Source organism: Sinomonas atrocyanea (genome assembly GCF_001577305.1).
GTDB classification, from domain to species: domain Bacteria; phylum Actinomycetota; class Actinomycetes; order Actinomycetales; family Micrococcaceae; genus Sinomonas; species Sinomonas atrocyanea.
Genome location: NZ_CP014518.1, coordinates 152934 through 167926, shown reverse-complemented (window position 1 = coordinate 167926; position 14993 = coordinate 152934). Strand labels below are relative to the sequence as shown.

12 protein-coding genes are annotated in these 14993 nt (G+C 70.1%); 8 read left to right on the top strand and 4 right to left on the bottom strand.

Features of this window, described 5'->3' with window-relative positions; genetic code table 11:
- Window positions 1-73: 73 nt before the first annotated feature.
- The 5 genes from SA2016_RS00810 to SA2016_RS00785 all read left to right on the top strand — a co-directional run bounded on the left by SA2016_RS00810 (window position 74) and on the right by SA2016_RS00785 (window position 6367).
- Window positions 74-1468 (top strand): MFS transporter, encoded by a 1395-nt coding sequence (locus SA2016_RS00810; RefSeq protein WP_169803029.1) that lies wholly within the window; start codon window positions 74-76, stop codon window positions 1466-1468.
- A gap of 1 nt (window position 1469) precedes the next feature.
- Window positions 1470-2003, top strand: coding sequence for a gluconokinase (locus SA2016_RS00805; RefSeq protein WP_066494347.1), 534 nt, complete (start codon window positions 1470-1472; stop codon window positions 2001-2003).
- Window positions 2004-2108: 105 nt separating this feature from the next.
- Entirely contained in the window at window positions 2109-3539 is a 1431-nt protein-coding gene (locus SA2016_RS00800) for an FAD-binding oxidoreductase (protein ID WP_066494345.1), read from the top strand.
- Window positions 3540-3965: 426 nt separating this feature from the next.
- Window positions 3966-4490, top strand: coding sequence for a hypothetical protein (locus SA2016_RS21200; protein WP_157089096.1), 525 nt, complete (start codon window positions 3966-3968; stop codon window positions 4488-4490).
- An 89-nt stretch (window positions 4491-4579) separates the two neighbouring features.
- A complete protein-coding gene (locus SA2016_RS00785; protein ID WP_066494333.1) occupies window positions 4580-6367 on the top strand; it encodes a redoxin domain-containing protein in 1788 nt (595 codons plus the stop codon).
- On the opposite strand, the gene lipA is transcribed toward SA2016_RS00785, so the two are convergent.
- The 4 genes from lipA to glpD are packed head-to-tail and all read right to left on the bottom strand — an operon-like array spanning window position 6346 to window position 11264.
- A complete protein-coding gene (lipA, locus tag SA2016_RS00780; RefSeq protein ID WP_066494329.1) occupies window positions 6346-7311 on the bottom strand; it encodes a lipoyl synthase in 966 nt (321 codons plus the stop codon). The two genes, SA2016_RS00785 and lipA, sit on opposite strands and share 22 nt — an antisense overlap.
- Before the next feature lie 52 nt (window positions 7312-7363).
- The gene (locus tag SA2016_RS00775; RefSeq protein WP_066494326.1) at window positions 7364-8116 is read right to left on the bottom strand and encodes a lipoyl protein ligase domain-containing protein; all 753 of its coding nucleotides are present in this window, start codon (window positions 8114-8116) and stop codon (window positions 7364-7366) included.
- Entirely contained in the window at window positions 8113-9627 is a 1515-nt protein-coding gene (locus SA2016_RS00770) for an FGGY family carbohydrate kinase (protein WP_066494324.1), read from the bottom strand. The genes SA2016_RS00775 and SA2016_RS00770 overlap by 4 nt, the downstream gene beginning before the upstream one ends.
- A complete protein-coding gene (gene glpD / locus SA2016_RS00765; protein WP_066494322.1) occupies window positions 9624-11264 on the bottom strand; it encodes a glycerol-3-phosphate dehydrogenase in 1641 nt (546 codons plus the stop codon). Before glpD ends, SA2016_RS00770 begins: the two co-directional genes overlap by 4 nt.
- A 162-nt stretch (window positions 11265-11426) precedes the next feature.
- On the opposite strand from glpD, the gene SA2016_RS00760 reads away from it, so the two are divergent.
- The 3 genes from SA2016_RS00760 to SA2016_RS00750 all read left to right on the top strand — a co-directional run bounded on the left by SA2016_RS00760 (window position 11427) and on the right by SA2016_RS00750 (window position 14838).
- Window positions 11427-12431, top strand: coding sequence for a sugar-binding transcriptional regulator (locus SA2016_RS00760; RefSeq protein ID WP_066494320.1), 1005 nt, complete (start codon window positions 11427-11429; stop codon window positions 12429-12431).
- Between the two features lie 142 nt (window positions 12432-12573).
- Window positions 12574-13521: a beta-keto acid cleavage family enzyme gene (locus SA2016_RS00755; protein ID WP_066494317.1), complete on the top strand. Its 948-nt coding sequence runs from the start codon at window positions 12574-12576 to the stop codon at window positions 13519-13521.
- 72 nt (window positions 13522-13593) lie between these two features.
- Window positions 13594-14838, top strand: coding sequence for an epoxide hydrolase family protein (locus tag SA2016_RS00750; protein ID WP_066494315.1), 1245 nt, complete (start codon window positions 13594-13596; stop codon window positions 14836-14838).
- Window positions 14839-14993: the final 155 nt, after the last annotated feature.

The window sequence follows — 14993 nt, the reverse complement described above, 5'->3', positions numbered from 1 at the left end:
CCGCGCCGGCCAGTGCCGCGCACCGGGACTCCCAGCGAGGGAGACCATGATGGACCAAACGACAATCAGGCGGTTGTCCGACCAGGCAACCGACGTCCTGCTCAACAAGAACGGCACGGCATCCAGTCGCCGCGGCGGCTGGATGATGATCGCCACGATCCTCATCGAGGCGTGGGACCTCTACGCGATCTCCTTCGTCCTCGTCTTCATCAGCGCCGAGTACCACCCCACCGTCGCGCAGCTCGGCCTCGTCACCGCCGGCGTGCAGGGCGGCGCGCTCGTGGGCGCCCTGCTGGGCGGCTACGTCGCGGACAGACTGGGGCGCAAGCGGGTCTTCGTCCTCACGATGGTCCTGTTCATCGTGCTCGCGATCGCGCAGGGGTTCTCCCAGAACGTCTGGGACCTGATCATCCTGCGCATCCTCATCGGCATCCCGCTCGGGTCCGACATCTCCAACGGCTACGCCTACATCATGGAGTCGATGTCGAAGGGGTCCCGCGAGGTCATGGGCAGCCGGTGGCAGTTCATGTTCGGCCTCGGCGAGGTCTTCTCGATCGTGGTCATCACCGTCATGTACATGACCGGCATGGACCACGCGGTGCTCTGGCGCGTGGCCCTCGCGATCGGTGCGATCCCCGCCTTCATCCTGCTGCTGGCCCGGCTCGACCTGCCCGAGACCCCGCTCTCGCTCATCCAGCGGGGCAAGTTCACCAAGGCCAAGGAAGTCTCGCTGCGCCTCTTCGACGAGCCGCTCGACATGCTCCCGAACGAGGACGTCGTGATCGAGCGGCCCAAGGTCGGCGACTTCCTGCGGGTCACCTGGGCCGACCGGACCCGGCGCCGCGCGACCATCTTCGGATGGATCTCGAACGCCTGCCAGGGCGCCGAGTTCACGGCCTTCGGCTTCTACCTCCCCGTCATCCTCGTCAGCGCCGGCGTGGGCGTGGTGGGCGGCGGCGCCGCGGCGAACATCACGGGCACCAACTTCGTCACGGCCGGCATCTACGTGCTTGCTACCATCTCGGGCCTCGTGGCGCCGATCATGATCACCAAGATCGGCCACCGCGGCGTGTCCATGTGGGGCTTCGGCCTCGCCTTCGTCGGCCTCCTGATCGGTGCCGCCGCACTGGGGGCGAACATCCAGTGGCTGATCGTCCTGGGCGCGTGCGTGCTCATGTGGGGCCACTACTGGGCCGCGTCGAACGGCATGACGGTCGTGTCCATGGTCGCGCCGGCCCGCTTCCGTGCCACCGCCTCGGGGTTCGGCTACGTGTTCGTGAAGGCCGCCTCGTTCTTCGGCGCGTTCGTCTTCCCGCTCATGACGGCGTCCTGGGGCAAGGTCGGTGCCACGGTCGCGGTGTCCGTCCTCTCGCTCATCGGCCTCCTGTCCGCGAAGTTCATCCTTCCCGAGCTCTACGGCTACGTGGACCGCGAAGGTGCGCTCGAGGCCTCCGAGCTCAAGGCCTGACATGGAGCACCTCCCCGGCCCCGGCCTCTGGGTCGTGATGGGCGTCTCGGGCGCCGGCAAGACCACGGCGGGCCAGGCCCTGGCCGCCCACCTCGGCGTCCCGTTCGGCGACGCAGACGATCTGCATCCCGCGGCGAACGTCGCGAAGATGCAGTCCGGGGTGGCGCTGGACGACGCCGACCGCGCACCATGGCTCGCCGCCGTCGGGACGTGGCTGGCCGAGCGCAGGGACGGAGCGGTGATGAGCTGCTCCGCCCTGCGCCGGGCCTACCGGGACACCCTGCGCGAGTACGCGTGGCCGGTCAGGTTCCTGCACCTGGCCGGGTCCGCCGAGGTGGTCCGCGCCCGAGTCGAGGCCCGGGAGGGCCACTACATGCCGGCCTCGCTCGTGGAGAGCCAGTATGCCGCGCTCGAGCCCCTCGGGGACGATGAGGACGGGATCACGGTGGGCTTCGACGAGCCGATTGAGACAATCGTCGGACACGCGGACGCCTTGGCCCGGCGCGTCGCGCGGCCCGCTCGCATGGCCTCTTGACCTGCCCGGGGAGGGAGCGTAGACCGGAGAGGTCATCGGATCGCTCTGGCTGGGTTTCGCACGGCGCGGTCCGCCCTCGGTCTCGTCAACGTGCTGGAGCCAGCCATGGGTACCGAGCGCTTCGATGTTCTCCGCGGCCAGGTCCGCGGCCAGGTCGTAGAGGACGATGATCCCGAGTACGAGGTGGCGCGCCACGTCTTCAACGGCATGGTGGACCGGCGGCCCGCCGCGATCCTGCGGGTGTCTCAGGTCGCCGACGTCATGGCGGCCGTCCGGTTCGCCCACGGGCTCGGCATCGACGTTGCCCTCCGGGGCGGCGGCCACAGCGCGCCGGGTTTCGGGACGGTCGACGGCGGGCTCGTCCTCGACTTCTCGGCCCGCCGCGGAGTCCGGGTCGACCCCGCGGCGAGGACGGCCCGCGTCGAGGCGGGCGCGACTTGGGCCGACTTCAATCACGCGACCCACGCGTTCGGCCTCGCGAGCACGGGTGGCATCATCGGCACGACCGGCGTCGCCGGCCTGACTCTGGGGGGCGGGATCGGCTACCTGGCCCGGAAGCACGGACTCTCGTGCGACAACCTGATCTCAGCAGACGTCGTCCTCGCCGATGGCACCTTCGTGACTGCCAGCGAGACGGCGAACACAGACCTGTTCTGGGCCCTGCGCGGCGGCAGCGGGAACTTCGGGGCCGTGACCTCGTTCGAGTTCCGGCTGCATCCGGTCGATATGGTCCACGTGGGGCTCATCTTCTACGACGCGGCACTCGGGGCCGATATCGGCGCCTCGTACCGCGAGTGGCTCGCCGACGAGCCGGAGGAGATGGGCGCCTTCCTCGGTTTCCACCAGGGCCCGCCGGTCCCGTTCCTCCCGGAGGAGTGGCACGGCAGGCCGGTCGCAGTGGTTGCCGGCATGTGGACGGGCGACGTCGACGCCGGACCGGCCCACTGGCAGCCCCTGCTCGACGCTGGACCGGTACTCGGTTCCATGTTTGCGCCGCTGCCGTATCCGGCCCTCAACATCATGTTCGACGGCCTCAGCGGGGTCCCCGGGCTCCAGGGCTACTGGAAGGCGGACTTCCTCCGTACGCTCAGCGACGACGCGCTCCGCGTGGCGGTCGAGCACTCCGCCGGCATCCCCACCGTGCACTCGGCCAACCACTTCTACCCCATCGACGGCGCGGTGCAACGCGTCGCCCCCGATGCCACGGCCTTCCCCTACCGCGACGTCCGGTTCGCTCCCGTCATCGCCGGGCAGTGGCCCGACCCCTCGGAGAACAGCCAGAACATCTCTTGGGTCCGCGACTACTGGTCCGCCCTCCACGAGTACTCAGAGCCCGGCGGCTACATCAACTTCCAGGACACGGACGACCAGTCCAGGATCGAGGCCAACTACGCCGGGAACTACGCCCGGCTGTCCGCGGTGAAGGCAACGTACGACCCGGACAACTTCTTCCACGTCAACCAGAACATCAAGCCTGCAGCGGCAGCAGCGGCAGATGCCGTGGCCCCGCCGACGGAAGGCGCACCCACGTTCTGATCGAGGGGGCCGGCCCCGAGCTTTCACGCCCGGGTTCCGGCACTCCTACCTGCTCTGCTTGCCCTCAGTACTTGGTAGCCACGCGGAGCGAGGACCCTTCCACTTGACTTGCGCCTGATCAGGACGCCATTCGGTTTGACCGCCTTTACCGCCATTACCGCCTCTGAGGACCTTGGAGATCAGACGCCGGAGCCAGTTCCGGCCCGATCAGAGGTCGTCGCCATGGCCCCACTCCCAGCCTTCAAGAGATCCCGCGTCGCGCCGTCAGCGGTCGTCATCTGCCTCCTGGGTATCGGGGGGCTGTCCGCCGTCGTTGCTGCTCCGTCTGTTCCGGCCAGCGTGGTCCGTGAGGCCGCTCCAGCTCCCGATCCCGCCGCGGAGCAACACACGCTGGCCCAGCTCGCCCATGAAGCGGCTGACCAGCGGGTGGCACAGATCGTTGAGAGCGCCCGAGCGGAAGAGTCCCGCCAGCGCGCTGCGCAGGAAGCTGCCGCCCAGCAGGCGGCGGCGCAGCAGGCCCAGCGGCAGGCCGCGGCCCAGGCGCAGGCCGCCCACACACAGCCGGCGCAGGTCGCGGCCGCTCCGCCCGCCGCCGTCCCGCCGGCACCCGCACCCGCCCAGCCGCCGAGCGCCTTCATCCCGGTGGTCGGCGCCGGAGGCCAAGCCTCCGTGGACGCCTGTCAGGGACCGGTCCGCTTCACCCCCGTTACGGTGTCGATCAGCATCGCCGAGCACGACCTGTGCGGTGGATGGAACAGGATGAGCTGGATCCAGCCGGGCACCAAGGTCACGGTGCAGGGCTACGGCACGTTCACGGCCTCCGCCCGGATGGTGGTGCCCAAGGGCGCAGGGGAGGGAGTACTCGGAGGCTTCGCCGGCGGCTACCCGCCCATCTTCCTCCAGACCTGCATCCCCGGTACGTCGCAAATGCTGCTCATCGCACTCCGCTGACGGTCGGTGCGGGGATCCTCGGCCGTCGTCCGGCCCACCGGCGCGGCATGCCCCCAATCCACACTCGGCCCCCGCCCCGAACTGGGAGCATGGGCGAGAACATACTCATCGGCTTCCTCGGCGGTCTCATCACGGGCATCTCGCCCTGCATCCTCCCGGTGCTGCCGGTGATCTTCTTCTCCGGCGGGCTGGACAGCGCGCGGAGGGGGGCGCCGTCGTCCGCCCCCGCCGCAGCAGGCGCACGGGGTGACCTCGGCGGAGGGGTGCGGCAGGCGTCCCGCTGGCGCCCCTTCCAGGTCATCGGCGGGCTCGTGCTGAGCTTCAGCCTCGTGACCCTGCTGGGCTCGCTCGCGCTCTCGGCGCTCGGGCTGCCGCAGGACGTGCTGCGCTGGGCCGGCATCGCCGTGCTCGCGGCGGTGGGGCTGGGGCTCATGGTCCCGCGGGTCGAGGAGTGGCTCGAGAAGCCGTTCTCGTGGATCCCGCAGCGCCGCGTCGACGCCCGCCGGGGCGGGTTCGGGCTGGGGCTCGCGCTCGGGGCCGTGTTCGTCCCGTGCGCGGGGCCGGTGCTCGCGGCCATCACGGTCTCGGGCGCCACGGGACGGATCGGGCCCGAGACCGTGGCGCTCACCCTCGCGTTCGCGGTCGGGGTCTCGGTGCCGCTGCTGTTCTTCGCCCTGGCCGGCCGCGGCCTCGCGGAGCGGCTCAAGGCCTTCCGCAGGCGCCAGCGGGGCGTCCGCCTCACAGCCGGCGCGCTCATGATCGCCCTCGCGGCGGGCCTCGCGCTCGACCTCCCGGCCACCCTCCAGCGCCTCATCCCCGACTACACGGCGTCCCTCCAGGACCAGCTGCGCCCCTCCGCGGGCACACCCCTGGACCTCGGCGGCCTCGTCACCGACGAGAACCGCGCGCTGTCCAACTGCACCCAGGGCGCCACGTCGCTGCAGGACTGCGGCCCCGCGCCCGCCCTGCGCGACGCGACGGCCTGGATCGGCTCGCAGCCCCTGGACCTGAAGAGCCTGCGCGGCAAGGTGGTCCTCATCGACTTCTGGGCCTACTCGTGTATCAACTGCCAGCGCTCCCTGCCGCACATCGTCCAGCTCAATGACGCCTACAAGTCCGCCGGACTCGAGGTGATCGGCATCCACACCCCCGAGTACGCCTTCGAGCGCGAGCAGCGCAACGTCGAGGCCGGGGTGAAGGAGCACGGCATCGACTACCCCGTGGCGATGGACAACTCCTACGCGACCTGGACCGCGTACCGGAACCGCTTCTGGCCGGCCCAGTACCTCATCGACGCCAACGGCACGGTGCGGCACATCCAGCAGGGCGAGGGCGGCTACCAGACCACCGAGGCCCTCGTGCGGCAGCTGCTCACCGACGCCCACCCCGGCATCGCGCTCCCCCAGCCCGTCGAGTCGGCCGGCACCGCCGTCGCAGCCGGGACCACCCCGGAGACCTTCCTCGGGGTGGCCAAGCAGAACGCCTACGCCGGCCCCGGGGCGTACCGCGCGGGCCCCGGCACCTTCTCCTTCCCCGCCCAGCAGCGCCCGGGCTCGTTCGCGCTCTCCGGGCCGTGGACGCTCGACTCCCAGCGGATCACCGCGGGCTCCGCGCACGACGCCGGCCCCTCGCCCGCCGCCGCCGGCTCGCCTACTGGAGAGCCGTCCGTGCGGCTGGACTTCACCGCCAAGCAGGTCCAGGCCGTGGTGGGCGGCACCGGGAAGCTCACGGTCAGGGGACCGGACGGCGAGCGCACCGTCGAGGTGGGCGGCACCCCGCGCTCGTACGTCCTCCTCGACGGGGACCAGCAGCGCTCCGGGACCCTCGAGGTCGAGGCGAGCCCCGGCGTCGAGCTCTACTCGTTCACGTTCGGGTAGGAATCCGGGGAGGAAGGAGTGCGCCCCTTCTTGCGCATGGCGGTGGCCCAGAGGCGGCCGGCGCGGTAGGAGGAGCGCACGAGGGGCCCGCTCATGACGCCGAGGAAGCCGATCTCCTCGGCCTCCTGGGACAGCTCGACGAACTCCTCGGGCTTGACCCAGCGCTCCACGGGGTGGTGGCGCTCGGAGGGGCGCAGGTACTGGGTGATGGTGATCAGGTCGCAGCCGGCCTGGTGCAGGTCGGCCAGGGCCTGGGAGATCTCCTCGCGGGTCTCGCCCATGCCCAGGATCAGGTTGGACTTGGTGACCATGCCGTGGTCGCGGCCCTGGGTGAGCACGTCCAGGGAGCGCTCGTAGCGGAAGGCGGGCCGGATGGCCTTGAACAGGCGCGGGACGGTCTCGACGTTGTGCGCGAAGACCTCCGGGGCGGCCTCGCAGATCGCGCCGATGTGCTCGGGCTTGCCGGAGAAGTCCGGGATGAGGATCTCCACCCCGGTGCCGGGGTTGAGCTCGTGGATCTTGCGGATGGTCTCGGCGTAGAGCCAGGTGCCCTCGTCCTCGAGGTCGTCGCGGGCCACGCCGGTCACGGTCGCGTAGCGCAGGCCCATGGACTGGACCGAGCGGGCGACCTTGGTCGGCTCGAAGCGGTCCAGCGGGGAGGGCCTGCCGGTGTCGATCTGGCAGAAGTCGCAGCGGCGGGTGCACTCGGAGCCGCCGATGAGGAAGGTGGCCTCCTTGTCCTCCCAGCACTCGAAGATGTTCGGGCAGCCGGCCTCCTCGCACACGGTGTGGAGGCCCTCCTTCTTCACCTGCTTCTTCAGCTGGACGAACTCCGGGCCCATCTGGACCTTGGCCTTGATCCAGTCCGGCTTGCGCTCGACCGGCACGGCCGCGTTGCGCTGCTCGATCCGCAGCATCCGCCGGCCCTCGGGGGCGATCGTCATGCCAGGACTCCTTCCGTGGTGTGGTGGTGGAGGTGTGCTGCCGGGAGTTCCGTCACCGGCGCGCCCCCGTCGCGTGGAACGGGACCGAGACGAGCATCCCGGTGGCCGGGGCCAGGACGTGCTGCAGCTCGGCGGCAAGCAGGTGCCCGAGCTCTTCGGCGGTGACCCCCGGCGCGGAGTCCGCGACGCAGCCCACGCTGGCCGGCGAGAACTCGAGGCCCAGCAGCCCGTAGGCCTCCTGCAGGGCGGCGCGCGCCGGCCCGGCCTCCTCCACCATGACCACCGCGCTGAAGAGGTAGCCGTGCTTGGTGATCCGCTGGCCGGTTCCGGCCAGCTTCGAGGTGCCGGCCTCATTGATGCTGTACTCGCCGCTGCAGTACTCGCCGGGGACCGACCCGATGCGCGCGTCGATGCCCAGCGCCCGCAGCGCCCGCGCCGTCCCGTGGCCGAAGAGCTCGAAACGCTCGCGGATGTGCAGGCGGGAGACCGGGTGGGGCGCCCACAGGTGGACCACGAGGTCCCCCGGGCCGTAGACGGCGAGGTGGCCGCCGACCGGGCGGATGACGGACGCGTAGCCCCGTTCGGCGAGCGCCGCCCGGGCCTGCCCGTAGCCCGCGAGGCGGGAGTCGAGGCGTCCGAAGGCCGCGGTCTGCTGCGGGATCGAGATGTCGATCCCGGCGTGGCCCCCGCGGGCGAGGGCGGCGAGACGGCTGGCGGCCAGCTCCATGTCCTCGTCTCCCGACCGGCGGCCCATCCCGTAGTCGAGGATCATCGGGCCGGTGCCGAACGGGCCCGGCACGCTCACGGAGCGGCCTTGGCTGCGGGGTGGCGGCCGAGGACACTCTGGACGGCGTCCTGCCACCCCGCATACAGGGCCTCGCGGCGGTCCTCGGACATCTGGGGTTCGAACACCCGGTCCAGCCGCCATCCGGTCGCGAGGTCGTCCTGCTCCCAGAGGCCGACCCCCATGCCGGCCAGGTGGGCGATGCCGAGGGCCGTCCTCTCGAGCTCCGCGGGCCGGCGCACCGGGATGCCGAGGATGTCGGACTGGAACTGGCAGAGCAGGTCGCTGCGGGCTGCGCCGCCGTCGACCTTGAGCTCGGGAACGGCCAGGCCCGAGGCGCACAGGACGTCGACGTTGTCGCGGGTCTGGTAGGCCATGGCCTCCACCCCGGCGCGGACCACGTGCTCGGCACCGCTCTCGAGGGTCAGCCCGACGATGCTGGCCCGGCTGTCCCGCGACCAGTGGGGCGCGCACAGCCCGGCGAAGGCGGGCACCACGTAGACGCCGCCCGTGTCCGGCACGCGCGAGGCGACCTCCTCGATCTGCTCCTCGGGCTTGAGCACCCCGAGGCGCTCGCGCATCCACTGGAGCGTCTGGCCGCAGTGGAACACGACGCCCTCGAGCTCGTACGCCGTGGTGCCGGCCACCGTCCAGCCGACGCTGGCCGTCAGCCCGTCCACGACGACCGGCGTGGAGCCGGTGTTGGCGGTGAGCACGCCCGCCGTGCCGTAGGTGTTCTTGACCGAGCCGGACTCGAAGCAGGCCTGCCCGAACATCCCCGCCTGCTGGTCGGCCATGATGGCCATGATGGGGACCGAGGCGGTCCCCGGCAGCCCCACGTCCTGCGGCCGCATCTCGCCGAAGTGCGAGTCTGAGGCGAGGGCCGGGGGCAGCAGGCGCAGCGGGATGCCGCACGCTTCGGCGAGCTTCTCGTCCCAGTCGAGCGCGTCGAGCGAGAAGAGGGCCGTCCGGGACGCCTCGCTGTGGTCCGTGAAGTGCGATCTGCCGCCGGTGAGCTGCCAGAGGAGCCACGTGTCCACGGTGCCGGCCGCGAGCTCGCCCCGCTCCGCGCGGGCGCGCGCACCCGGGACGTTCTCCAGGATCCAGGCGAGCTTCGCCGCGCTGAAGAAGGAGTCGTTGAAGAGGCCCGTCCTGCTCCTGAACTCGGCGTCCAGGCCGTCCAGGCGCCAGCCGTCGATGATCGCGTCGGTCTGCTTCGACATCCACATCAGGGCCGGGTGGACAGGTTCGCCGGTGCGCCTGTCCCAGACCAGGCACGTCTCGCGGTGGGTGGTGATCCCCACCGCCGCGAGATCGTCCGTGGTCGCGCCGACCTTGGCCATGGCCGCCTGCATGCTCCGGCGCTGGGTCTCCCAGAGGGCCATCGGATCGAGCTCCACCCAGCGGGGCCGCGGGAACGTCGGGACCACCGGATTGCGTGCCTCGGCGACGATCTCGCCCTCGAGGCTGACCAGGACTGCCCTGGCGCTCGTGGAGCCCTCGTCCAGCGCGAGGACGTACCGCGCAGTCACCGGACCGGTCCCCCCAGGGCGCTGTCCGCCTGCGCTCCGGCGCGGCCGGGAACGGCGAGGCGGGACAGCCAGTCGAAGTACGCGGCGATCTCGCTGGCCTTCCTTTCCGCGTCCCAGCCGAGCTGCGAGGCCAGGATGGCGGCGGCCTCCTGGACGGCCGGGACCCCGTGGTCGGGTTCGAAGGCGAGGAGCATGCGCCGGGCCAGGACGTCGGTGAGCGTCTTGGCGAACTCGTGCCGCACGGCGAACACCAGCTCGGCGGCGATGGCTCCCGTTCCCGGGTCCAGCACGGCGAGGAGGCTGCTGTCGCCCTCGGCCTCGCGGACGACGTCGAGTGCCCGGCTTCCGTAGAGGGCCACGAGCCGGTCTGCGGTCGCCGCCGGCAGGCCACCGGCCAGGAGGTGCCCTCGGGCCTCCTCGAGGTTCCCCGCGGCCCCGGGCAGCGGGAGGTTGGCCGTGACGCAGGCGGGGCTCTTGCGGCCCAGCCGCTTGAACACGTCGTCGACCGCGTCCTGGGCGAGCTGGCGATACGTCGTCAGCTTCCCGCCGACCACGGTCACCAGGCCGGGGAGGTCGGGGGCGTGGTCGTGGAGGATATGGCTGCGCGGCACCCGCCACTCGGGCACCCCCGGGGCGTACGGCAGCGGCCGGACCCCGGAGTAGGTGAACAGCACGTCGTCCGGCGTCAGGTGCGCCTCGGGGATCAGCTCGTTCACCTCGCCGAGCAGGTACGCCATCTCGTCGGCGTCGCACCTGGCCTCGCCCGGATCGGCGTCGAAGCGGAGGTCGGTGGTGCCGATCAGGTAGCGGCCCATCCAGGGGATCACGAGGACCAGGCGGCCGTCGGTCTTGGACTCGTAGTAGACCACGTCGGAGGGCGCCCCGGGGAACGGGTCCACCACGAGGTGGCTCCCCTTCGTCCCGCCGTTGAGCCGTGGCTGCTCGGGCGCCCCGCGCCGGAAGATGCGGTCGATCCACGGACCGGCGACGTTGAAGACGACCGGCGCGAGGGCCTCGTGCATCTCTCCCGTGAGCATGTCGCGGAACCGGACGCCCGCCACCCGCCCGGCCTTCATGACGGGCTCCTCCACCCGGGCCTTGGTCCGGATCACGGCCCCGGCGCCGGCCGCGGCGACGGCCACCTCGGCGCACAGCCGCTCGGCGTACTCGACCTGCCCGTCGGTGAACACGACCGCGCCCCGGAGGCCGTCGTCGGCGATGCCGGGGAACCGCCTGCGTGTCGCCTCGGCACTGAGGACCTCATGGCCCTCGGTCTTCTTGTCGAACGAGAGCGCGTCGTAGAGGTACATCCCCACCCGGATCAGCCACGCCGGACGCCTGCTGTGGGAGTACATTGGCATGAGGAGGCGCAGCGGCTTCACGAGGTGCGGGGCAAGGCGGAAGAGCCGTTCGCGTTCGCGCAGCGACTCCCGCACGAGGGGGAAGTCGCGATGCTCGAGGTAGCGGAGGCCACCGTGGACGAGGCGGCCCGACCAGGCCGACACCCCGCTGCACAGGTCGTCCTGCTCCAGCAGGATCACCCGCAGGCCGCGCACCGCGGCGTCGCGGGCGATTCCGAGCCCGTTGATGCCCCCGCCTACGACGATGAGGTCGAACGGGGCAGCCAGCTCCTCCATTGCAGTTTCCTTCCTGCCGGAACATCGCTAGAATAAATATTTAGCAGTCGCATGGACATTTACGAGTGTCTGCTGCGGCGATCCCGGTGTCAAGGGTCGGGGGTTCCGGTGACGGCGCCCGCCGCGCGATACTCCTCCCTGACAGGCAAGAAACGGAGCACCATGGCTGACAATGACACCCAGCGCCTCATGATCAAAGTGGCGCGGCTCTACCACACGCACGGCGTGCGCCAGACGGAGATCGCCAAGCGTCTCCAGATCTCCCAGTCGCGCGTCTCCCGGCTGCTCGCCCAGGCCGAAGAGGCCTCGATCGTCCGGACCGTCGTCGCCGTGCCCCAGCACATCCATGCCGAGCTCGAGGAGCAGATCGAGGCGCGCTACGGACTCAGCGAGGTGCACGTGGTCGACACGGTCAGCCACGACGAGTCCGAGGTCAACAAGGACCTCGCCCACACCATGGCCTCCCTCCTCTACGAGCTGGCGTTCGAGGTGAAGACGATCGCCTTCACCTCGTGGAGCAAGACGCTGCGGCTCATGGTCGATGCCCTCCTGCCCCTGCGGACGCGCGGCGAGTACGTGGTGGAGACCCTCGGTGACCTCGGGCCGCCCGAGCTGCAGCACGATGCGGCCCGCTCCACCCAGCAGTTCGCCACGCTGACCGGCGCCCAGCCGGTCTTCCTCCGGACCCCGGGAGTCGTGCCCAGCCGCGAGATCAAGGAGCTCCTCATCGCGCGGGACCCGTACGTGCGCATGGCCATGGAGATGCTGGACTCCATCGACGTCGCGCTCGTCGGCATCGGCACGTGCGAGCGGGACCCCGAGCTGCGCTCCGGAGACAACTTCTTCACGGATGAGCAGTTCGAGCACGTCCGGGAGCGGGGCGCGGTCGGCGAGGTATGCCTGCACTTCATCGATGCGGAGGGGAAGCCGATCGACTCCGAGCTCGAAGACCTCGTGGTCGGAGTGACGCTCGACCAGCTCCGGAACGCCCGCCACCGGTGGGCCGTGGCCGGTGGGGAACGCAAGCACCAGGCCATCCGCGCCGCGGTGGCCGGAGGCTGGGTGGACACCCTCGTCACTGATGCGGGAACCGCGGCCTTCCTCCTGAGCGAGCCGGCCGGCTCAGCCGCCGAGGCCGCACGGGCAGGGGCCCGCACCGCCCCCTGACGGCGCGGAGAGCATCGATTCCGCACGGACCGTTGACAGCAGTGTGATCCGCATCGCACCATGAGTGCATATTGATTGGATCTACGAATATCAATTCACAGCTGTCATCGGGCCGCTCGGTCCGTCGCTCTTGGAGGTAGCCGTGCCTACTGCACTGGACAAGTACGCGGACATGGAACCGCAGTGGGACTATCCGGTGGTCATCGAGTCCCACATCAACGGGGTCCGCACCAAGGAGATGAACCCGAACACCCCGATCACCTACGAGGAGATCGCCGAGGATGCCATCCGGTGCTGGGAGGCCGGCGCGGGCGCCATCCACGCCCACAATACGAGCTTCGACCTGCTCGGCGAGAACGCCTACAAAGACTACATGCGCACGTGGGAGAGCGTTCTTGCCAAGTACCCGGACATCACCTGGTACCCCACGACCTGCAACAACCTCCGGCTGCAGCCCGAGGAGAACGGCCTGGAGCATGTGCCGTTCCTCTACGAGGGCGCGAACGTGCGGATCGGCTGCGTCGACACCGGCCTGACGCTCTTCGCAGTGGACACCGACGAGGAGGGGTACCTCTCGGGGCCGGAGTTCGGGTTCAACTTCAAGCGGGTCGCCAGCCAGGTCAAGATGTTCCGAGAACGCGATCTTGCCATGGTCTTCGGCATCTACGAGCCCGGACATCTGCGCCACGCGATGCACTACGTGAACCGCGGGCTCTCGACACCCGGTTCGATGTGGGACTTCTACCTCATCGGCGACTACGGCCTCACGGCCACCGAGCCCATCGGCACCAACGGCATGAAGCCGAGCCTCGAAAGCCTCTACTACTACCTCTGGATGATCGAGGAGGCCAAGGTCAAGCATCCGTGGTACGTCTCGGTCTGGGGCCAGGGTGCACTGGACGACACCGGGATCCTGCGCAGGGCCATCGAGCTGGGCGGCCACGTCAAGACCGGCCTGGAGCTCTTCTACGACCCGGCGCGCAACCCGACCAACCTCGAGCTCCTCCAGCAGGTGCAGGAGATCGCCCGCGAAGTGGGCCGCCCCATCGCCACCCAGCAGGAAGCACGGGCCCTCTACAACATCGCCTGAACGGCGCCCGGCGCCCCCTGGGCGCCCCACGAACTTCATCCTCCGACCCCACCCATCTCACGAGGAGGCGCAATGGCTGCGCACCACGAAGGCGAGATCCGTCCCTTCACGATCTCCATCCCCGAAGAAGACCTCAAGGACATGTACGAGCGGCTCCGCAAGACCCGCTATCCGCAGGACTTCGCCAACGACGACTGGCGGTACGGCTACAACACGGCGTACCACAAGCAGCTCGTCGACTACTGGATCAACGAATACGACTGGCGGGACGTGGAGCGGCGGATGAATGAGCTGCCCCACTTCAAGACGGACCTGATGGGCGTGCCGCTCCACTTCATCCATGCCAAGGGGAAGGGGCCCAACCCGATGCCCCTCCTCATCCACCATGGGTGGCCCTGGACGTTCTGGGACCTGCGCAAGGTGATCGGCCCCCTGACCGATCCCGCGAGCTACGGCGGCGACCCTGCGGACTCCTTCGACGTCGTCCTCATCTCCCTCCCCGGCTACGGGTTCTCCTCTCCGCTCACGGAGCCGGGATGGAACTGGTGGCGGACTGCCGACCTCGAGAACACCCTCATGAAGAAGGTGCTCGGGTACGAGAAGTACGCCACCGCGGGAGGGGACTGGGGCGCCCTCGTGGCCCAGCAGCACGGCCACAAGTACGAGAAGGATGTCTTCGGCGTCTACACGCACTTCCCGGCCCAGATGAGCCACTACCTGGCCGAGCACCCCGACGCCCCTCCGGGGGTCAAGTTCGACCCCGTCCTGGGCCTTCCGGCCGCGGAGGAGTACGACGACTCGACCGAGAAGGGGTGGTTCGAACGCGGCAAGCTCTTCGTGCAGAACGAGAGCGGCTACGGGGAGATCCAGCTGACCAAGCCGCAGACGCTCGCGGCCCTGGTCGCCGACTCGCCCGCCGGCCAGCTGGCCTGGATCACCGAGAAGCGCTACTTCTGGGGACTCGAGGAGCGCGGCGTCGGCACCGAGCCCTTCGAGCGGGTGTGGCCCAAGGAGGATCTCGTCACGACCGCGGCCGTCTACTTCCTCACCAACACCGGCGGGACCTCCTCACGCTACTACTGGGAATGCCGCGGGAACCCGTGGCGCCCGAGCCACGACGGGCTGCCCGTGGTGGGTGCCCCCACCGCGGTGTCCATCTACCCGGGGGAGATCTACAAGCCCCCGCGCACGTGGACCGAGAAGTACTTCAATCTCCAGCAGTACCGCGTCCATGACGAGGGCGGCCACTTCGCCCCCCTCGAGGTGCCGGACACGTACGTCGACGACGTGAGGACCTTCTTCCGCGCCTTCCGCTGACGGCTCGCCGCCGCCCGAAGAGGGAGGACCCTGCCCCGCAGGGTCCTCCCTCTTTCCGCGCCGCGGGCGTCTTCTGGCCCCGCGGGAATTTGATCCCTTGACACGCAGAAGTGACGTGCCGCACACTCGAAGAATCCAAATGCAGGCACTGAATT

Bases quoted from the DNA above. Each gene is read 5' to 3' on its own strand.
- SA2016_RS00805 (WP_066494347.1), top strand. From the start codon at position 1,470: ATGGAGCACCTCCCCGGCCCCGGCCTCTGGGTCGTGATGGGCGTCTCG.
- SA2016_RS00800 (WP_066494345.1), top strand. From the start codon at position 2,109: ATGGGTACCGAGCGCTTCGATGTTCTCCGCGGCCAGGTCCGCGGCCAG.
- SA2016_RS00785 (WP_066494333.1), top strand. From the start codon at position 4,580: ATGGGCGAGAACATACTCATCGGCTTCCTCGGCGGTCTCATCACGGGC.
- lipA (WP_066494329.1), bottom strand. From the start codon at position 7,311: ATGACGATCGCCCCCGAGGGCCGGCGGATGCTGCGGATCGAGCAGCGC.
- glpD (WP_066494322.1), bottom strand. From the start codon at position 11,264: ATGGAGGAGCTGGCTGCCCCGTTCGACCTCATCGTCGTAGGCGGGGGC.
- SA2016_RS00760 (WP_066494320.1), top strand. From the start codon at position 11,427: ATGGCTGACAATGACACCCAGCGCCTCATGATCAAAGTGGCGCGGCTC.
- SA2016_RS00750 (WP_066494315.1), top strand. From the start codon at position 13,594: ATGGCTGCGCACCACGAAGGCGAGATCCGTCCCTTCACGATCTCCATC.